Origin of the sequence: Erwinia sp. V90_4 (assembly GCF_029967685.1) — a bacterium.
In the GTDB taxonomy this organism is placed as follows: Bacteria; Pseudomonadota; Gammaproteobacteria; order Enterobacterales; family Enterobacteriaceae; genus Erwinia; species Erwinia aphidicola.
Genome location: NZ_JASCAQ010000048.1, coordinates 1 through 19,844 on the forward strand (window position 1 = coordinate 1; position 19,844 = coordinate 19,844).

General features: G+C 47.5%; 24 protein-coding genes. 16 read left to right on the forward strand and 8 right to left on the reverse strand.

What is annotated here, in order from left to right:
* Positions 1-109 precede the first annotated feature (109 nt).
* The 10 genes from ssb (at position 110) to QLG07_RS12125 (ending at position 4,683) form a co-directional block, all read left to right on the forward strand.
* Positions 110-562 (forward strand): single-stranded DNA-binding protein, encoded by a 453-nt coding sequence (gene ssb, locus QLG07_RS12080; protein WP_048918645.1) that lies wholly within the window; start codon positions 110-112, stop codon positions 560-562.
* 619 nt (positions 563-1,181) lie between these two features.
* Positions 1,182-1,706, forward strand: a complete 525-nt coding sequence (locus QLG07_RS12085; RefSeq protein WP_048918378.1) for a J domain-containing protein — start codon at positions 1,182-1,184, stop codon at positions 1,704-1,706.
* Positions 1,707-1,752: 46 nt separating this feature from the next.
* Complete coding sequence (locus tag QLG07_RS12090; protein ID WP_048918377.1) at positions 1,753-2,313, forward strand: hypothetical protein; 561 nt, start codon at positions 1,753-1,755, stop codon at positions 2,311-2,313.
* 67 nt (positions 2,314-2,380) lie between these two features.
* Complete coding sequence (locus tag QLG07_RS12095) at positions 2,381-2,671, forward strand: hypothetical protein (protein WP_282469294.1); 291 nt, start codon at positions 2,381-2,383, stop codon at positions 2,669-2,671.
* Complete coding sequence (locus tag QLG07_RS12100; protein WP_282469295.1) at positions 2,661-3,062, forward strand: helix-turn-helix transcriptional regulator; 402 nt, start codon at positions 2,661-2,663, stop codon at positions 3,060-3,062. The genes QLG07_RS12095 and QLG07_RS12100 overlap by 11 nt, the downstream gene beginning before the upstream one ends.
* A gap of 161 nt (positions 3,063-3,223) precedes the next feature.
* Positions 3,224-3,502 (forward strand): type II toxin-antitoxin system RelE/ParE family toxin, encoded by a 279-nt coding sequence (locus QLG07_RS12105; RefSeq protein ID WP_048918374.1) that lies wholly within the window; start codon positions 3,224-3,226, stop codon positions 3,500-3,502.
* A complete protein-coding gene (locus QLG07_RS12110) occupies positions 3,502-3,807 on the forward strand; it encodes a HigA family addiction module antitoxin (protein ID WP_048918373.1) in 306 nt (101 codons plus the stop codon). Before QLG07_RS12105 ends, QLG07_RS12110 begins: the two co-directional genes overlap by 1 nt.
* A 169-nt stretch (positions 3,808-3,976) precedes the next feature.
* A complete protein-coding gene (locus tag QLG07_RS12115) occupies positions 3,977-4,180 on the forward strand; it encodes a DUF905 family protein (RefSeq protein WP_048918372.1) in 204 nt (67 codons plus the stop codon).
* A gap of 72 nt (positions 4,181-4,252) precedes the next feature.
* Complete coding sequence (locus QLG07_RS12120) at positions 4,253-4,387, forward strand: hypothetical protein (protein ID WP_282469296.1); 135 nt, start codon at positions 4,253-4,255, stop codon at positions 4,385-4,387.
* 50 nt (positions 4,388-4,437) lie between these two features.
* Positions 4,438-4,683 (forward strand): hypothetical protein, encoded by a 246-nt coding sequence (locus QLG07_RS12125; protein WP_048918370.1) that lies wholly within the window; start codon positions 4,438-4,440, stop codon positions 4,681-4,683.
* Between the two features lie 488 nt (positions 4,684-5,171).
* On the opposite strand, the gene QLG07_RS12130 is transcribed toward QLG07_RS12125, so the two are convergent.
* From QLG07_RS12130 to QLG07_RS12140, 3 genes are read right to left on the reverse strand one after another with little or no spacing between them, the layout of a single operon-like run.
* The gene (locus QLG07_RS12130) at positions 5,172-5,657 is read right to left on the reverse strand and encodes a hypothetical protein (protein WP_282469297.1); all 486 of its coding nucleotides are present in this window, start codon (positions 5,655-5,657) and stop codon (positions 5,172-5,174) included.
* A gap of 9 nt (positions 5,658-5,666) precedes the next feature.
* On the reverse strand, positions 5,667-6,368 hold the full coding sequence (gene stbB / locus QLG07_RS12135) for a StbB family protein (protein WP_048918368.1): 702 nt from the start codon (positions 6,366-6,368) through the stop codon (positions 5,667-5,669).
* On the reverse strand, positions 6,349-6,723 hold the full coding sequence (locus tag QLG07_RS12140) for a hypothetical protein (protein WP_230050607.1): 375 nt from the start codon (positions 6,721-6,723) through the stop codon (positions 6,349-6,351). Before QLG07_RS12140 ends, stbB begins: the two co-directional genes overlap by 20 nt.
* Positions 6,724-7,034: 311 nt before the next feature.
* Between QLG07_RS12140 and QLG07_RS12145 the strand changes: the two genes are divergently transcribed.
* The 4 genes from QLG07_RS12145 (at position 7,035) to repA (ending at position 11,993) form a co-directional block, all read left to right on the forward strand.
* Positions 7,035-7,376, forward strand: coding sequence for a molybdopterin-guanine dinucleotide biosynthesis protein MobC (locus tag QLG07_RS12145; RefSeq protein ID WP_282469298.1), 342 nt, complete (start codon positions 7,035-7,037; stop codon positions 7,374-7,376).
* A complete protein-coding gene (locus QLG07_RS12150; protein WP_282469299.1) occupies positions 7,366-10,377 on the forward strand; it encodes an LPD7 domain-containing protein in 3,012 nt (1,003 codons plus the stop codon). The genes QLG07_RS12145 and QLG07_RS12150 overlap by 11 nt, the downstream gene beginning before the upstream one ends.
* A gap of 145 nt (positions 10,378-10,522) precedes the next feature.
* On the forward strand, positions 10,523-10,720 hold the full coding sequence (locus QLG07_RS12155; RefSeq protein WP_048918716.1) for an antitoxin of toxin-antitoxin stability system: 198 nt from the start codon (positions 10,523-10,525) through the stop codon (positions 10,718-10,720).
* A 385-nt stretch (positions 10,721-11,105) separates the two neighbouring features.
* Positions 11,106-11,993: a plasmid replication initiator RepA gene (gene repA, locus QLG07_RS12160; RefSeq protein ID WP_048918715.1), complete on the forward strand. Its 888-nt coding sequence runs from the start codon at positions 11,106-11,108 to the stop codon at positions 11,991-11,993.
* Between the two features lie 764 nt (positions 11,994-12,757).
* Here repA and umuC read toward each other — a convergent pair.
* The 5 genes from umuC to QLG07_RS12185 form a co-directional block, all read right to left on the reverse strand.
* Entirely contained in the window at positions 12,758-14,023 is a 1,266-nt protein-coding gene (umuC, locus tag QLG07_RS12165) for a translesion error-prone DNA polymerase V subunit UmuC (protein WP_282469300.1), read from the reverse strand.
* Positions 14,011-14,451, reverse strand: a complete 441-nt coding sequence (gene umuD / locus QLG07_RS12170) for a translesion error-prone DNA polymerase V autoproteolytic subunit (protein WP_048918719.1) — start codon at positions 14,449-14,451, stop codon at positions 14,011-14,013. The genes umuC and umuD overlap by 13 nt, the downstream gene beginning before the upstream one ends.
* Positions 14,452-15,110: 659 nt before the next feature.
* A complete protein-coding gene (locus tag QLG07_RS12175; RefSeq protein WP_230050605.1) occupies positions 15,111-15,419 on the reverse strand; it encodes a hypothetical protein in 309 nt (102 codons plus the stop codon).
* A 119-nt stretch (positions 15,420-15,538) separates the two neighbouring features.
* Positions 15,539-16,198, reverse strand: a complete 660-nt coding sequence (locus QLG07_RS12180; RefSeq protein ID WP_048918422.1) for a ParA family protein — start codon at positions 16,196-16,198, stop codon at positions 15,539-15,541.
* Positions 16,199-16,315: 117 nt separating this feature from the next.
* On the reverse strand, positions 16,316-17,128 hold the full coding sequence (locus QLG07_RS12185; protein WP_282469301.1) for a tyrosine-type recombinase/integrase: 813 nt from the start codon (positions 17,126-17,128) through the stop codon (positions 16,316-16,318).
* Between the two features lie 463 nt (positions 17,129-17,591).
* Here QLG07_RS12185 and QLG07_RS12190 point away from each other — a divergent pair, with 463 nt between their 5' ends.
* A complete protein-coding gene (locus QLG07_RS12190; protein ID WP_282469302.1) occupies positions 17,592-18,554 on the forward strand; it encodes a hypothetical protein in 963 nt (320 codons plus the stop codon).
* 15 nt (positions 18,555-18,569) lie between these two features.
* Positions 18,570-19,571: a hypothetical protein gene (locus QLG07_RS12195; RefSeq protein WP_282469303.1), complete on the forward strand. Its 1,002-nt coding sequence runs from the start codon at positions 18,570-18,572 to the stop codon at positions 19,569-19,571.
* The last annotated feature ends 273 nt before the right edge of the window (positions 19,572-19,844 follow it).

Here is a 19,844-nt window from a genome sequence, read left to right on the forward strand (position 1 = left end):
AAATCAAAGGATTCAAATCAACCAAAACCCAGAAGAAATACGACGCCGCACTGCAGCTGCAGGCCGATGGCACCGTTTCACTGGTCTTTAATAACAAGAGGAAGTAATCATGGCATCACGCGGCGTAAACAAAGTCATTCTGGTTGGTAATCTGGGACAAGATCCGGAAGTGCGCTACATGCCAAACGGCGGAGCGGTTACTAATATCACGATTGCAACGTCAGAGAGCTGGCGCGACAAAACAACGGGTGAAAGCAAAGAGCTCACCGAATGGCATCGCATTGTGCTCTTCGGCAAGCTGGCTGAAATCGCGGGCGAGTACCTCCACAAAGGCTCGCAGGTATATATTGAAGGCCAGCTGCGCACGCGAAAATGGACAGACCAGAGCGGGCAGGATAAATACACAACCGAAGTCGTAGTGAATACTGGCGGCACGATGCAGATGCTTGGAGGAAACCGAAACGCGGGCAGCACCCCGCAGCAACCAGTCAATAATGCTTCGCAGGGGCCAGCCAACGCTGATGATATTCCCCCAGTCGATGACGATGGGATCCCGTTCTGAATAGCGTCATTTTATGAAAGCCGGTGAAACTCGATGCGAGAATCTGACAGCAGAAAGTCAACGCCGGCATCCGGTAGAGATTCAAAATTGCAGCCAAAATAAGCCCCGACATTCGGGGCTTTTATGTTTTTATCCGCCAAGTTCTTTTGCTGCCAATCCGACGATGGCCATCGCCGCCGGTCGCTTTTTTTTAGTGGCATTTTGTGGCCGCCGGCCGCAGCTGAAGACGGGAAAATGCTGGCAGTTCCTATCATCGCTTAATTGCCGTGCTGCACGTTCGTAAGCGCCAGTAATGGCGCTAACGCGGAGATACGCCCCGGCGGCGGCGATGCCTTGCCGTGACCACTCCGACCACGTACTGAGGCTTCAGTGCTGCTTATAGCTGGTCTGGGCTGTACAGGGTGAAGGGGGTTCAAAGTAGCGAGTTAAATCGCTGATTCCGGCGATTTACAGGCGGTGCAAATATTAAATTATACGTTGTCGCCTTCCATGCCCTGACGGGCATAAAATCAAATGAAAATAATAAAAACACTTGCAAAAAGCACGTTAAAACGTGTATTATACTCTACATGGAAAGCGCGGTGCTTTCCCATAAGGCCGACCGGCCAGGAGTTTTAAGATGAACGTTCAGCAGGCATTAAATGTATTTGGTTTAAACGGTGATCTGACCAAAGAAGACATCAAAAAGGCGTACAGAAAGGCATCCCTTAAACACCATCCTGATCGTAACAAGGATAACCCGATTGCCGCAGAAATCATGAAAGCAATAAATGCTGCTTTTGAATTTCTGATGGCGAACTTTGAAAAAATCAATCAGTACCAGTCAGCAGATGAAAACGAGCGTTATAACTTCGGTGAAGAAATGGAACGCGTGCTGATGGAACTCAATGGGCTTGCCGGTGTAGTTTTTGAAGTTATCGGCAACTGGATATGGATTTCCGGTGAAACCAAACCGCATAAAGACGCGCTGAAAAGCCTGGGCTGCAAGTGGGCACCTAAAAAGGCGCAGTGGTTTTTCCGTCCGGAAGAGCACAAATCATTCCGGAACCGTAAAGATCACTCAATGGATGAAATCCGTGAAATGTACGGCACCAACGGACAGCGTAAAGCATACGGGCGCAGAGCGGTAGAGAGCCGCGCCTGATGATTCCGGGGGCCATTGGCCCCCTTAGCTTATGTCTGGGGGAATTATGAGCAATACATTCACTGAGCGCTATGCGCATTTTTTCGAACAGGTCTGCCCATTGCTAGGAACTGGCTGGCGTATTGATTACCGGCAGAATGATATCTACCGAATGATCTTAATGAATCCGGATTACCGAAATTATACAATCAGCGTCCGTTATGAAAAGGAACGGTTCTGCCTGATGGGAAGCGTGAGCAAGTGCCGCCGCAATGACACCTACTCAGCCTGCACTGTCTCCACCATGCGCAATGCCGCGTCAGTTGCCGGAGATATCCGGAGAAAGATACTGACCGAAGCCCGGAGTATCATTTCTATATATGAAGCAGACAGAGCAGGCGCAGAAATGCAGCGCGAAGACAGAAAAAACCTGATCCATCTGCTGGGCCGGATTTTGGACGTTTATGAGTATGACCGCGGGACTAATGTATTGTGTGGCATAACCAGCGCACATGGTATTCGTGGGGATGTGACCGATCGCTACGGCGGTTATCAGCTCAACCTGACTGACCTGTCCAAAGACCAGTTAATAAAAGTGGTGGGCTTAATATCCAACCTTGAACGCTGACGGTAAGCGGCGGGCTTCGAACCCGCCGTTTACCGTAGTAATGCCGAAGCTTTAACGGGAGTAGCGCGTGAAAGAGATATTTGTGACAAAACGGCGTGGCGATACTGCAAAAATCCGGCAAATACTTGCCGTTTACAGTGACGGGAAGCGTTACCGTCTTCATTTTACCGTGCTTGATCGCAGCAATCCGTCAAAAAAAGCGCGGGAATATGGCGAAAAAGAAACGCGTAGTGAAATACTTAATCAGGAGTTTTTCATTAACTGTGGCGATTTTATCCGGGCTAGTGATTATCCACTACCTAAGCTGGCGCGTGAATTTATTCAGTTTCTGAAAGAGAGTGATAATAATGCAACTTAAAGCCGAACATAACGGTGAATTAGCCGCGCGCGTACGTGCGAAATTAGGACTTACTCAGATAGAAATGGGGGAGTTCATGGGCATGACCCGCCGCGCATGGCAGGATAAAGAAGCCGGGATAAACCGCGTATCTGTTGCAGAATATCATCTGTTTATGCTTCTGCTAAATGAACACGAGGATTATTTGCTGATCCGCCGTCTGCCAGCAGTGAGAAACCCACAGCAGGAAGCCGCCGCTGCCGCGCTTGATCTGGGCCAGTATCTTGCATCAGGTATTCACACAGACATCCCCCTGCCATCTGAGGCTGAACGGAAGCTGCGCGGCGTGGAGGATGCAATAAGCAATTATAAAGCTGCCTTTAATGCAGAAACGCTGGATTCAGTTAAATAACCTCAAATGAAGCCAGATCGGGATATTAAATAGTCCTCACATGTCATTCTGAGTTTCTGCTGGCATTATTGCTAATAAAATTTGCGTAAACCACACTCAATAACGTTGCATGTTGTGCAATGTGCAACTATAATGAGCTTAAGGTTTGAGAAGGAAGGGAAATGATCAAATCGTTTAAGCACAAGGGATTAAAAAAGTTTTTCGAGACCGGAAGCACTTCCGGAATCATCCCGGAACACGAAAAAACCCTGAATAAATGCCTGGCTTCCATTCATCAGGCCGAAAATATTACTGATTTGAATCTGCCATCACTGAGGCTTCACAGGCTGAAAGGTGACAGACAGAACATCTGGTCAGTAACGGTAAGAGCTAACTGGCGTATCACTTTCGAATTTACAGACGGCGATGCGTACATTTTGAACTATGAGGATTATCACTAATGAAAATGCACAATCCGCCCCATCCAGGGGCGATTGTCGCTGATAACATTGAGGCGCTCAATATGTCACTGAGTGATGTAGCGAAGGCTCTGGATGTATCAGCGTCAAACCTCAGCCGTCTGACTCAGGAAAAGATTGCCATCAGCCCGGAAATGGCGGTGCGCTTGTCTAAAGTGATTGGAAGTTCCCCTGAGTGGTGGCTCCGTATGCAAGATGCTTACAGCCTCTATCACGCTGAAGAAAGTATTGATCTGTCCAGGCTAACGCCATTGTTTAGCGCGTCAGCAGACAATGCCCCGGCCTGATTCGGGGGTGTAAAAGTTTAGCCCGGCACTGCCGGGCTTTTTTACGCCTGCAGGAAAAAAAAGCACGTTTAAAAGTGCCTCATTGATTGCATATGCACGTTAAAACGTGCATAATGTATTTAATGAAAGCGCGGTGCTTTCTTTTAGGGACGAACGGCCAGGAGCAGAAATGAAACAGAAAATTGATTCGATTATTAATGGACGCGTACTGAAAGATTCAGTGCTCGTAAAAGTCTCAAGCATCAGTAAATACGATGATCATCAGGTAGAAATTCGTGATGCGCATACCGGGCAACTAATCTGGCGTGCGTGGGATTTTGAACCGGATTTCGAGAAGGAATTAGAAAGAAATTTGAAACAATTTCTGAGCTAATAAATGGGGTTAGCGCCAGGCTGCTGGAACAGTCTGGCGCTGATGACAGAAAATCGCATACAGGATAATTTTATGTCACTTAAAGAGATCATAGCGCTGGCTGATTCTATTGTAAATAAAAAGGCAATTAAGGCCCCACAGCTTAGCGGCTGGGAGCTGGGAGAGCTACTTTGGTGGATTAAACACCTGAAAACCGACTTAAAGTAAATATACAGGGGGATTTTATCCCCCTTTAAAAAATCACAGTAGGTGAGTTAATGGGACACTACACAGTAAGAACCGATAAGCAGCAGGACGACATTATCCTTGAAGCACTAGATTGCATGGGCGAAGCCACTGTAAGCAAGGGACTCATGACGGCGATCGGCAGTTACAAGCAGAATCAGGAGACGATACGACGCCTGAAGAACGAGCTGGCGCAAGAGCGCCTGCGTTCAAGAGATCTGTCTGAAGCTATCGGGAATTTTGAATCCAGCATGTCTCGCATGTTTGCGATGAAGTGATGTATAATTACGCACATCTGTAGTAATAATTAGCGTACAATTCAATTCTACGCCCTTTTGCGGGGCGCTAGTTTTCCGCTAGGCTGCCTGAAAGTCATACTCAGCAACGATTCGAAAATACCTTCAGATTAATGCTGTCAAAAACCGGATGGCAGCATTAAACGACCTTCCAATTATGACAGCAAAATAAAACGACCGGCGCCAGCTGCAGTGCCACTAATGCTGGCAATCACACCTGAAGTCAGTATGCGCGCAGCGCATGGAAGGCGGCAGCACGTTCTGACATGGTGCACGGGTACAGAACCGCCGGAAATAAACACACTGACAGATAATGAAAATCACCTCCCCCCCTGACCAGCGCCGTTTAAGCAGCAGCCTGTAAGCGGGGTTGTGGTCAGATGGTCGGAGACAAGAGAAAGAATCAGCAGGCAGAAGGCAGAAGGCAGAAGCAGAGGCAGCAGAGCGGGCTGGACGCCCGCCGAACAAAACTAACGAGATATATTGTGCTGAGACGTCAGAGCGCTGATTGTTGATTGTGCGCCGCTGTATATGCCATAGATTGCTGCCCCTGACAGAGCGAGCGTAATAGCAAGGGTGCAGGCCAGAATCACATTCAGACGCCGACTTTTAGGATCCGCTAATTCAAACCCATCAATCCGCTTTTGCAAGCTGTTAACAGATTTTTCAAGCTCATAAAAAGTTTTATGAGCATGTTCGTCCAGGCTGGATTTAACTGATTCACGAAATTCAGTAAGCGCAACGGTCTTTTGTCGTTCTATCGCCTGGCTCAGTTCTGAGGCGGTTTTTTCCGCCTCTTCTACTGAACTGGCGATTATTTCCAGTGAACCTGAAACAGCCTGATTGATTTCTCCGGGGAGGCTTTTAATCTGGTCGCCAATGACGCCCAGATCTCCGATTAGTTCAATCAGAAACGCCTCACGCGCGGTCTGTGGGAGCCTTTTTTCTTCTGACATAATCTCCCCTTAAAAAAGGTTCGCGTAAACGTCATCGAGATTACGTTTGACACCCTTAGCAAGAGCTTTCAGACCGTACATGTCTGCCCAGTTATTGCGGTCTCTTGCGCTTGCTTCTTTATTTTTGAGTAGCGACTTATAATCCGTCTGGTCTGCTAGAATGGCATCAACGGTTAATCCTTTAATGGAAAGTGCATCAAAAATTTCATTTTCAAAGATAGCGCATTCGGTATTAAGCACGAACGTTTTTTCTTTTTTATGATGCGCAATAATGAATTTGAATTCCTCTTCAACGTCATTATCTACGCGGTTAAAAATAACCCGGATTTTATCCGAAGGTATGCCAATTCCTGCCAAAGCCTGCAACATCTGAATAGTCTCTTTTTGTTCTTTTGTTCCAGATGTGACGGGGATAATAAAATAATCAAATTCCTCGTGAGAGTTATCGAACTTGATCATGTTATTCAGGAAGTCTTCAATGTTTGATGCGCCGATATCAATAACAGCATCATCTTCAAGCATTAACTTTCTGAAAAGATCACGGAATTTTGCGCCGGTCATTTTTTCGACGTCAATCCCAAGACCTTCAGCAGTTTCGTTAATGGACTCAATCGCATAAATAGGTGCGTTGTTCATGCGTGGCGAAAGTACGTGTGCAGAGATAGTTGTTTTACCTACGGTGCCAGTATAGTTAAGAGTTACTACTTTCATCGTCATTTCCTTCTGAATTCTGCAGCGCTTCAAGATCAACAGGTCTTTGCCGCAACCTGCGTAAATCTGCCGGGTTGCGGGCAATTTTACGGAATGTATCAGGTGGGTTTTCATTCACTGTCTGAGCGCTGGCAATAACGTTATGGGGTTCAGTGTTCTGAGTTAAATGTTTAATTTCGTCAGCACAATATTTTTTTACATATCGCGTAAACTGCGTGTAACTCATTTCTAAATCAGGGTATGACTCAAAAATCATTCTCTGAGTTTGGCCTAATGCCAGTCGATTTTTAATCTCCTGGAGTAAAGGCAGAAACTTACTTCTCCCCTGCCTAGTTTTCGTTTGCCTTTCAGACATGATGCGCCCCATGTGTTTTGAATGGCTCCATTTTAGACGGTCAGGTACGTTTAGTGAAATCTAATGCAACCTAATGCAACTAGCCGCCGTTGCAATGCAATCTAATGCAACTCAATGCAATCGTCAACATGTTTAGTGCAATTTAATGCAACTTTATGCAATGCAAAGCAACCCATCAAGCTAAACAGAGGCACGTTACCGACTGTATACAAATCCCCTGGCGGGTATTTCTATCCAGTCGCGTGCCAAAGGGGAAACCCCTTTGGAACCCCGCTTTGCGGGAACATCATCATCAGTTATCGAGGAGCATCATGGCCGCCAAGCAAAATAAAGATATTGGTATTTCATTCCGGATAACGCGCGATGATTTCTCTCCTTTCGAGCAGCAGATAAAAGAGGCGAAACTCAGCCGGTCAGCTTTCTTCAGAAAACTGGTGCTGAGTAAATCTGACTTCATTAATATTGAGGTAAAGGATACCAAAGAATTATTATACCTTTTTAATAAGTCGAGTAATAACATAAATCAGCTTGCTCTTAAGGTTAACGCTGCCCATAAAGGCGGTGTAATTTCAGATAAAAAATACACCTTTTTTTTAAATTCCCTGATGAACATAGAATCGCTGATGCGCAAGGCGGTAGACAATGCTGATTAGGTGCAGCGGCTATAATTCAGGTGTCAAAGAGTATCTGGAAGAAGGAATGAAGTCAGGCCGGGAGTTATCCCGTGATGAACTCGATGAACGCATTATTCTCGATGGAAATCTGGATCTCACCGACAGGGTTTATCGTGGCATTGAAAATAAAGGGCAGGATAGATATCTGACCTTTACCCTGTCATTTAAAGAGGATGAGGTGTCTCAGGAAACGCTTTTCGCCATCACGCAGGAATTTAAAGCATTTCTGATGCACGCCTATAACAGCGACGAATATAATTTCTATGCTGAGGCGCATCTTCCGAAAGTCAAAACCATGACGGACAGAAAAACCGGCGATCTGGTTGATCGTAAGCCGCATATTCACGTCGTTATCCCGCGCGTTAATCTGCTGTCGGGTAATGAAATGAATCCTGTTGGTGATTATACAAAGAATGAAAAGTATATGGAGGCGTTTCAGGAGTACATTAACCAGAAGTACGGGCTGGCTTCTCCAAGAGAGAACATGCGCGCAACCCCCACGAACTATGCCGATATGCTTTCACGGTATAAAGGGGATGATTTCAGGGCAAAGAATAAAGAATTTAAACTGAATCTGCTGGAGCGCGTTTTTTCAGACGATATCAGAACCCGAAAGGATTTCTATGATCTGGTTTCACAGTTTGGTGAAACTAAAGTCAGAAATGCCGGTAAAGAAAATGAATACATTGCAGTAAAACTTTCTGGCGATCAGAAGTTTACAAATCTCAAGGAAAGCATATTCAGCGATGAGTTTATTACTGAGCGCCGAATGAGCAGACCCCCACTCGACACCAAAATCATTGACGTGCGTTTCAGTGAATGGGGCAATCGGGCGGCTGAGATTAAGTATATCGATAAAATCGCTTCACCAAAATTCCGCGCCATTTATTACGCGTCCGATGATCAGACAAGAAATACCTTGCTGACTGGCTGCACTACAAAATTTTATGACGAACTTCGAGGTAAATATGAGTTACGAGGTCAACGGTCGTCAGATAACCAGCGAAGTGCTGCTGAAGTTAAATCAAGACGTTATGCCCCATCTGCCTATAGCCTGCAAAACATGCCCGATGGCAATGTGGCAGGTTCACGACTCCGGAAAGGAAATAAAGTGCTACTGCAGGGTGATGCACGCGTTCACTTGGGCGACAAGCAAACCCACGGAGATCCTGGACTGCGACGCACTTTACGAGGAAGAGGAGGAGAACGACGAGCTGCCAGTCAGTCATCATCATGGCAACGCGACCCCCCAACACGGGGGACAGTGGGAAAACATGCACGACGACGAACCAAACTACAGCTGACGCCCTATCCCGTAATTCCAAGACTAAAAAACCGTATTCCAACCCTCGATGACGTCAGAAAGCGCGGCGGGCACCTTTTCCCCGCGGGCACCATTACCGGTGCGAAATCTTCTCCGGCGTTAACCCAACCGGCAATGCCCGTTGCCTCCGTTTCATCTATTCCGGCATGGCTGCATCGCCGGATGAACGAGCCAGATTCAGCCCAGCGTAATGCCAACTGGCAGATGCGCAGCGTTGATCGTGAATTTTATGAAATACGCCGGGAGGTGACTAGCGACAAGAGATTTACTTACGACGAAAAAACACAGCTCCTTTCCGTGATGCATTTTGAGCGGCTGAAAAGGAAGGATGCAATCCTGAATAACAATGAGGATGTAACGATGGGAAGTAAAGACATCCGGGACATGATTAATAAATCGCGGCCTGAATCGTCCGGATTTACTATCAGTGGCCCTGAAATTGAGAAAGTTAAACCGGCAAAATCACGCTTCAAGCAGGTTTTTGATGCGCTGCGCAACCCCCGTAATTACTCCAAAATTGCGGATGAGTCGCGTAAATCCGTAGAGAAAAATCTGGATCCAAGCAACCTCTATACTAAACGCACCCGGAAAGGCCACGTCCATTACCTGGACAAAAGCAGTGACAAAACCCTCTTCGTGGATACCGGTAAGCACATATCGATGCGCAAAAATGGCCTGAGCAAAGACAGCGTGGCCGTCGCGTTAGAACTTGCTCAGGGGCGCTTTGGCAGTACGCTGAACATCAAAGGCTCAAAGCATTTTAAAGAAATGGTGGTCAACGTTGTTGCTGAAAAAGGTCTGGATATTCACTTTACCGATAAAGCGATGAACGCCGCGCTGGAGCTGCGCCGCATGGAGTTGGCGAAGGCGAAAGAGCAGCCACGTAACAGCGATAAAGAATCCGCCTTCACGATTGAAGGGGCCGAACAGGAGCGCGGTGTTAAACCAGAGCATCAGCAGTCACCATCACCCGCACCGGCAACCGCCTCGCGTGATAATCCTTCTTCCGACCCTCTTCCTACGTCAGCACAGGCCGCCGCAGCTGTTGCGGCTTCCTATAGCGGGCGCGCTACAGAGCAGGAAATTAAGGATATTCTCTCCAATACGCACTTACGCAGCCTGAGTATGAGCACCGAGCAGAAAGAGCGTGAGCATAACGCCTTGCCGGAAGAAGCCGACAAAGTGAGAGCCGCTATCGATCAGGAGATTGCAGAGCGGATGCGGGGAGATTCACCACCCGCACAGGCTGCCGAGCCGGAAAGCAGGCTCAACATTCTGGAGGGGAAAATCCTTCGGCATGGCGCAGCCCCCTATCTGGAAAAGGAGGGCAACAGCCAGAGCTATTACGTTACGTTGCAGGATAAGGCCGGTAATGAGCAGACTCACTGGGGCGTTGGCCTTAAGGATACGCTTCACGGGTTTAAGCGCGGAAACGAGGTATCTCTCAGCCTGAAGGAGTCACAACCTGTGCAGGTGCAGAAGCGCGACGAGCATGGCAAGGTAAACACTATTAGTGCTATCCGGAACGTCTGGGAAGCCACCCGACTGGATGGGCCGCAGCCGAAGCCTAAAGAATCAGCGGCATTGACCGATAAAGAGGTCACGCATGGTTTCCGCACGGCTAATTTTGATCCTGACGAACCCGGCCTGGCCTAGTGTTCGACCACAATTCTATATGAATCAGAGCCGGGCAATTGCCTGGCTTTTTTGTGACCGGGATCCAGTACCTGTATTTGTACTTGATCACGTACTGTTAAATGTCTATAGTCATTACATTAGTCGTTACGAGAGGGACGTAGAAATGACCCAAACCATTCACAGCCGCAGAGTGATTAGCATCTCAGAGTTCAGAAAGAACCCGATTGAGTGCGTGAAGTCTGGCGAGGGTGCGCTGGCTATCATGAGCCGTAACCAACCAGAGTTTTATTGCCTTTCAGCAGATGAGTTTGCCGAACTGGTTGAGCTGGCTGAGAAGGCCAGAAAAGCACAGGCCAGTTAATGTAACTGGCTGATTTAGTTAAGCTGAAATTTGGCTTTTCTTTAGGTTTAAGAATAGTGAATCTAATGAAAAGTGATATTTTTATGCTTGTTTTACATGTAGTTAGGCTGATTCCGATTGTGTTCAGTGTTTGATCGCACCGCTGGTACATGCTAGATTACGCGAGCTTAAGAATTGATGCGGGCGGGACGCCCCGGCAATGCGTCCAAGAGAAGGGGAAAGGCAGACAGCCAACCCCAGAATGCAAAAACCCCCTGAAATCTGCTTCAACTTGGCGGGAGATTCAGATATCAGGGGGTCGAAAAGCAGGCGCTGGCCTGATGAGGATTATAGCAAATGCATGATCACTTACAACCCCCCTGCACCGCCATAAGTGCGGACGGGCGTGTCTAATCAGAATTTCCAGACTGATTCTGTCTACCGGCAGGTAAAAAATCCCTATCCAGAGTTTGTTATTCCTAAGAAAAAAGGAACTGATAAACCAAAAGCGACGTTGCCCTTTAATGAAAAGCTGATGGCGAAAGCTAAGGGATTCACGACTCGTTTTGATTTCTCCCTGCATGTTGCGGTGGCCCGTTCGCTGGGTAAGCGTGATCGTAAGCCACCTCCCCTGCGTCTCCGGGCCTTTGAGGCACTGCTGCAGGCCATCTGCTTTCATTACGATCCGCTAGCCAACCGCGTGAATTCCACGCTGACAACCTGCGCGATAGAGTGCGGTCTGGCAACGGAATCCGAGAACGGTAATCTTTCAATCACCCGCGCACAGCGGGCGCTGAAGTCTTTAGCCGATGATTTTGGTCTGCTGACCTATTCAGGAAAGCAGTTTGATGCTTCCATTGGCTGCAATATTCCTACCGATATCACCTTTACCCCTGCATTCTTTGAAGCGCTGGACGTTTCATCTGAAGCGGTTGCCGCTGCCCGCAAAAGTCGAGCGGAGTGGCAGAACAAGCAGCGCGAGAAGAACGGCCAGACCCGTCTGGGCATCGATGAACTTATCAGCCTGGCGTGGGTGACGTTTCATACCCGGTTTAAAGAATACCGCCTGGCCCGTAAGGCGCACGGTGAAAAACGTGCCCGCGCGAAACGGGATGCACAGCGTACTCAAAAAGAAATTAAGGCACTGGTTCAGCGTGAAATTACGCGCGAACTGGTACAGGGGCTTTTCCCTACGGATCTTCATGCCGTGACTGAAGAGGTCAAGCGCCGCGTGAAGGAACGTATGGTCATGTCGCGCGGCAATCACACCCGGCTTGCTACTGTTCCCAGCTAACCTCCTTTTTTGACTCAATCCGGGGATTCCGGAGGTTCAGTCACGCCTGCAGTTAAACAGCGCTCACATATCATACAATCCGCATAATTCTGGCCGTTTGACTCACTGGCTTATCTCGATCAAGGGTTCATTTCATCCCCATTTCACTCCCGCAATTGAGCCGCGAACGGCTTCACATTAGATATCCACATATAACCGCAAGAGACTCCTTATCTAAACTTACATACGATCCCTACAGCAAACCGCGATAATTCTTTTAAACATCTTTTAGATCTATCTTCTAAAAAGAATACCTACTCACAGTCTGCCCTGTGGACAGACGATAACGACCGCCCTTCCAGCGAGCTGACGCTCACGGCGGTTCGGTTAAGCCGCTTCGCGTCTGAGGTAGCTCCCGCCTCATGGCGGGCATTACAGCACTGCTGTATGTCCTGTACGCATTAAAGCTATCGTGCTTCTGTTAGTCCTGACCGCTGTATCGTTCTTTCGTCTTCGACCATCAGGCCACGTTGTCGCTGAAAGGCTGCTGCTTAAACGGCGCTTATCAGGGAGGGGGGGGATTTTCAGTATCTTTCAGAGGGTTTGTTTCTGGCGGTTCTGTACCCGTGCAACCTGTCAGAACGTGCAGCCGCCTTCCATGCGCTACGCGCATAAGTCTCGTTGCCAGCAATATTCAACCTTCAGCTGTCGCCGGCAATTGCTTTTTGCAGTCAAAATCGAGCGACCGCTGAAGTTGGCCAACTCATTTTTGCCAGCATTCAATTTTAGCGTAGTACTGCGGTTGGAATTTGATCCCATCGCGTCATGTAGGAAGGTGATAACATTTCTCGTTTCATGGCAAATTCTGGCTGTATTCCCTGCCCTGCAAAAAACAGTTGTCTGCGCTCTTCCCGGTTCAGCTTGTCGAGCAGCTGCATCAGATTATCGCTGTTTCTGTGCTGTAACTCCGGGCTGAATAAATCCAGCTGCGCCTCCCGGCCATGTAAATCATTGAGCATGATCCCGGCTTTGGCATAGTTTATCCCTGGCCTCCAGATACGAAGCAGCGCTCTCTGGGCCGCTGCGATGATATCTCTGGTGTCACTGGTCGGTGTAACCAGCTCCTCTGTCGCCTGGTTTCCGTATTGCACATCGTTCACTGCATAAGGGCTGGTGCGAATAAAAACGCTGATCACCTTTACGAACTGTTTTTCCTGGCGCAGCTTTTCACCGGCGCGCGCCGCATAGCCGGTAATAGCCTGTTGCATCTGGTGCAATTCGGTGACGCGCTGGCCGAACGAGCGCGAGACAACAATCTGCTGTTTGGCTGCGGGGTTTTCATCAAGCATCAGGCAGGATTCGCCACGTAGTTCTCTCACCGTTCTTTCGAGCACAACGCTGAATTGGCGTCTGACCATTCTGGTATCCAGCCGTGATAGATCGAGTGCTGTTTTCACGCCCATCGCACTGAGCGTTTTTTCCAGGCGTGAGCCGACCCCCCATACCTCCCTTAATGGCACCAGTGACATGAGTTTCTGGAGACGTTTCGGATCATCAAGAGCGACGACGCCACGGGCTGCCGGATAAGTTTTTGCGGCGTGGTTGCAGAGCTTTGCAAGCGTTTTGGTCGGCGCAACTCCTACGCCACAGGTTAGCGTGGTTTGCCTCTTCACTTCCCGGCGCAGTAAATGCCCGAATTCATCGAGAGGCATTACATTGGTCAGATAGGAGGCATCGCAGAATAGCTCGTCAATGCTGTAAACAGAGACGCGTGGTGCGATGGATTCAACCACGGTGCAGAACCGGGTACTCAATGAATGATATAGCGCGTAATTGGAGCTGAAGACGTTCACTTTATGGCGTTCGATCAGGTGCTTAATGCGAAAAAATGGCTCGCCCATCTGAATTTTCAGCGCTTTCGCCTCTTTGTTCCGGGCGATCACGGACGCGTCATTGTTCGAAAGTACGATAACCGGCTTTCCCGCCAAATCTGGTCTGAAAGCCTGTTCACATGAACAGTACATTGCGTTAACGTCAATCAGGGCGAACATGGTGTGTGCTTCCTGACTGAGAACGTTACGACTCCCCATAGCTCAACCGTATCGGATTCAGGATCAAAATAGATTGGGCTGTAAGCTTTGTTCTGAGGCATCAGACAGGGCACAGGACGCATCAGAAGCTTTTTAACAGTGAATTCGTTGTCAATGCTGGCTATCACTATGCTGCCGTGCTGCGCCTCTTCTGCCCTGTCTACGATGAGGATATCGCCATCATGTATTCTGGCGTCGCGCATAGAATTGCCGGTGACGCGTAAAAAATAAGTAGCGGAAGGATGCCTCACTACATAGGCATGGAGGTTCAATTCTTCTTCTTCCCATCCTGCTGCGGGTGATGGAAATCCAGCAGGAACTGCTTCAGCAAAAAAAGGTATGGTCGGATATTGATGATTGTCTTTAGGTTTGACCGGTATAAGAAGCATAATGAGCCTTTGTACTGTGTTTATATACAGTATAAGAGGAGGCTAAATAACGCGCAAATGAAAAAATTAGCAAAAAGATAACACTATGATATTAAGGGAGGAAATTTATAGTGTGTAATGTTACGCATCGTTAATGGCTGGAATACCATGAAAATAAAGGAATTTAATGGTGTGTAATATTACTCATTGTTAGAAGGTTTTCGGGCAGAACATGCCGGAATGGGGCAAAAAGAACCCCGCTGGATGGCGGGGCGTAAAGAAAGAGGGGGCTGGCGAGCTGTGCCTGCATCGAGGGTGAGCCTAAGTCACGCGCCATGATCACGGCGATACAGAGCGCGGTAACGACCGTCAGCCATAAAACAGGCCGGATGTAGCCAATCCAGGATATACGGTATATCCGGGCGCTGCCATCATTGGGGTTTGAGATCCAGTGATGTAACAAACCACGCTAAGCGGTATCAGAAATCGATTTTGATACGATCCAGTCTCAAAATGACCAGAAGACGATATTTGGAACCGCTTTTTTGGCCCGAATACGCAGTCTCATAAGTCTTGATATTTCATACTGTTAATTCGCTAACGTGGTTTTTCGCACGGTTGGCCCTCGAACCCCTTATTAAGCTGATTACGAAAATTAATATAGTGTGTATTAATATGCACTATTTGTTTATGGGCGGACGCCCCGCTTTCGGACTTGTGCGCCTGACTTCTGCGGCAATCCTCTGGCGTTCATCTTCATCTATTTCAGCCATAGCAAGTAATCCAGCCCGGAAAATTTCTACCCTGCTTAAGTTAAGGTGATCCTGAAAGATTTCAGATTTAGTAATATCATCATCTGTAAGTGACATATTCACGCGATGTACCGAAGAGGCTGAATTAGGTTTAAGCGCAGCCGAACTGACAAAATCTCGCAGGGTTGTTTCGCTGGCTTTTTCAGAAGGGGCAATTTTTTTAGGAAGCTTAGCCATTTGGTAATCCGAATTATTGATGTGTAATGTTGTGTATTATTACACATCAATATGGTTGTGGGAATGCTAATTTGCGTCCAGACAGGTAACGCCTAAGTAATATTGTGTATTATTACACACTAAATTATTCCTACTTCCTTGAGAAGAATTTCAATTTCACCACGGGCTTTATTGCCCTGCTTGTCGTTAAATTCGTGAACACCCATGCCAGCGTTGTATGCCCCTTTATGAGCCTTACGGGAGTAAATGCGCTGACGTGGAACGGGCAACCAGTCCGGATCGTCATTGAGCATTTTTCGTAACTCAGACGCTTCAGTATCGCGGGGATCTGTCGCAGATTTGTTCAGCACGATGAAAGCCTGCATAGAAGGATTCAGACTCGCTTGGGCTGTTTTAACGTCGTTAACGAACATCGCCAAAGTGTTGATTTCAACCTGCGCACCCGGCTCAATGAAGGTGAGGAGAATATCAACACAGGCCAGTGCCTTGCGGAATTCCGGAGATTTTCGCCCAGGAGTATCGATGACAACAAAATCGTACTTCTCGGCCAGTTTGCGGGCGCGCTCAACAATATCTGTATAGCACTCGTAGTAGTCAATTGGCGGCAGTGCGGATGACTCGCTACGCGCCTCAACCGCATCAGCAATACTCCGCTGATCATCAAGCTCCAGAAACGCAACTTTCTTGCCCGCGAGCGTGAGAAACACGGCGACATTGATAGCCTGCGTAGACTTTCCTACACCGCCTTTATGACTACCAAACCCTAGCAGCTTACCCATGGCACAACTCCTTATTAATGGTGTGTATCATTACACATCGTTAATATTAAGGTATACCGAAACCGTTCTGTAGTCAATTAAATGATGTGTATCATTACACATTGTATATTTAAGGTTTTAAATCAATGATTTATAATTCAGCGGATCAACTGAAAACGAAATCCCCTGCGCGGCCATCGCGTCCAGGGTAAACACCCGCGTGTACACCTCCGTGCTGCGCCCGTAGCGGTGGCCCATCAGCGCCTGCAGGGTTTTATCCGGCACCCCGCACATCAGCAGGTGCATCGCAAAGCTGTGCCGGAATGTGTGTGGCGTCACTGGCACCGAAAAAGTGACGCCGTCACGCGCCGCCCTGTCCAGCGCCTCTTTCAGCCAGTTGACCGGCGTCTGCCGGGAGGACACCGGCCACACCGGCTGGTGCTTCACGCGCCTGCGCCACGTAGCCAGAAACTCCCGCATCCGCTGCGCGTACCGGGCGTCGAGCAGCGGCACTAAGCGGGTTTTCGGCTCGGGCGGTTTGCGGTAGCGTGCATCCGGGTGAGGGGAGGGAGGCACCTCGATGGGCGGCCTGCCAGGGCCGCGCGTGGCGTCCTGCTCCCGCTGCTTCAGCGTTTTGATGCGCAGCACCGGCTGCGGGTGCGGGCGTGACGGATCAAGAATGAAGTCGGACGGGGTGAGGGCGCGGGCCTCGCTGGGCCGCGCGCCAGTGTTCCAGAGGGTGTCAAAGTACATGCGCCGGTTCAGGTCGTCGAAGTATGAGAGCAGCACCGCCACCTCCGGGGCAAGCAGGTACTTCGGCAGTTCAGCGCCGAGCTGTGCGGCCAGATCGCGCAGCGCGCGGGCGGCGTCCAGCGTCATGCCCGCGTTAATCGGTTGCTGCCAGGCGTCGCTACGTGAATTCTGCGGAATTTTGCGGGGAAACGTGCTCAATTTTTAAAATCTCGCTTTACGGGTATTTACGGTCAATTATGCCGCAGTCCGGGCGGGTGTCCGATTAGAATAATTGCGATCAGCCTCGCGGCGTCACTGGACATTATTTCCGAATGTGCCTTTTCGTCCAGGTGCAACAGCACTTTTTACTGCCGGTAGCGGCGGAGCAGGGCGGGGCCGTCGGCGACAGAACACCACATCTTGTGTGCCGGTCAGCTGCAAAAACCACTACATGTAGATTATCCACAGAAACGGTGGATAAGGGTGTGGGTAATGGACAGAATGACCTGTACGTCCATCATGACAATTGTTCCGGCCCTGATATGGCATAACTGTATGTCCGCTCTGTGCCAGAAGCGGAACTTGCTTACATCGTGCTATGTTAGTTTAAGGGGGGCATGTCATGCCCTGTATTCCGCCGTGATACACTAGTTGCGCAATTCATACAAGGAGGCGTTACATCGTGAAAATTGTTTTCGAGGTTAATGGAAAGAAAGTCCCACTTAAATCTTTAAAATACATAAGCAAGAAAGATCAACTCGAAGTAATGAAGAATTGGTTCTTTGAAAATTTTGAAGATCCTGCAAATGCTTGTCCGTATGAAAGTAGAGAAGGTGGCTATGCTTACATATATGGCGGGCCGTATGATGCGAGCGAAGAACTACAAGCCATCTTCGAACAATATGTCAAGGATGAGTATATCGAGGAATTAGTAGATGACTTACAAACAGAATGTTTTGACTGGTCTGGAAACTCAAATAATGTAGATGATTGGTACGATGATGATATCTTCGATGCTGTAACTTCTTCCGACAATCCGTATTTAAAATTCGTTGACAACATCGACAAAATAAAAGAACTTGCAAAAGATAAAACTGAACAACAGCAAAAAGACCACTTACTTGGTTTGCTCTACACGAATGTTATTACAGCTTTGGAAACGCTTTATGTTGAACTATTCATTAACTCTATAGAGAAAGATGATGTTTACATAGCAAATTGTATAGAAAAAGGTAAGACTGAATATAAAGTAAGCAAAGAGATTGCTGCGTTGCCTTTCAAGGGTGAACCCATCGAGAAAATTAGGGGAGAATTAATCAGGTCAATCAAGGAACACTTGATCAGTGCAAGCTGGCATAGCACTAAAAAGGTAATCGACCGATATGAAGCTACATTCGATATAAAAATACAAAAAGACTGTCCGACAGAAGCTATTGAACTGGCAACCCACAATAGAAATCACTTAGTGCATCGTGGTGGAAAGGATAAAGAAGGAAATCTTGTAGTAATTACGGACCAGACTCTTGAAATGCTGATTGATAATGCGTCGAATTTGGCAATTGTGCTCTACAACAGTTTGAATGTAGCAACGAATAAAATTTCCATATTACAACCAGGTAACAAACCGTTCATTGATGAATTTTAATAGCAAAGGTCATACATGGATATTCGTACTCGAAAGACAAAATTTTTAGAGTCGTTAGATTCAACTGAAGTGATATGCAAAGCAGTGAGTCTCGCTATAGATTGCATAATTGATAATCATAATAGTAATGAGGATATCCCCTTAGTTATTACCAGCTATGATGACTTCTGTAGGAGGCAGGTACTAGATTATGTACGGGAATTTTGCGAAGCTGCGTTCCCAAACGCGGATAAATATTACTTTAATCCTAACATGCTTCGCATTCACGGCAGGACTAGTGAAGAAGCCTGTATTTACTTAATTAAACTCTTAAGAAGTACAAATGGTATACTATTCTGGTCAGATGCCCCATCGTGGTTCGCTAGCCTCCCCGACGGATTATTCTACGTTGTTAACATTAATCAAAAAAACGTTACTCGCGGCCTTAATAAGAAAAACTCCACACCGACAATAATCAATAAAGAATACAGCGTAGATACACTACTATCAGAGCTATTTTTGAATGGCGCGCACATGGAGAAAATCAAAGCAAATAACGTTTCTGAAGCAGACATGAAGCTCTATGATGAATGCCATGCTGGATTTGTCAGACCAATACCGGCTCCAGTAGGCGCGTTGTATGATGAAGAGATTACAATTAATTCTCCAAACTGGCAGAAGCTCGCATGTGTAGCTTTACGCCGCTATCAGTCAAAGGAATGTCATGACGGTATGCACATGGATATAACCGATCATTGTTGGATTGATGTAATCGCGTATCCGTTCATCGAAGAAATACAATCAATGGATAATAGTGGTAATCGACAATGTTTAGTTGGGTTAGTCACAATAATTAATTCAAATGCAAATTCCCCGTACCTGTCTACCGTTTGGATACATCCATTTTATCGCAGGAGAGGATTATTAAGTAAGTTATGGCCAAAATTACAAGAGCGATATGGAAGTAACTTCGAAATTGAACAACCTAATGTAAATATGAAAGCATTTTTGAAAAGTGTGAAACACGCAGATTACTAACTTATGCTTCAGACTGTAGAGTTAGGGTTGATGTGAACAAGTGGGGTAACAGCTCAACGTGATCCCATGCAGATTTATAACATGCTAAACTTTTCAAAATGACCTGATCTGCTCCCTGATAATTCACACAGAAGGCTGTTAGCAATGTCCATTGATCGCTCAAAGCTGCCAGTCAGTTACTTTGAATTTCTGAAGATGTTTCAAACGCCGCTCTGTATGTTTGGATAGAATTGGCTGTCTGTCCAAAGTGAAGAGAAATATACAAGCGGGGAA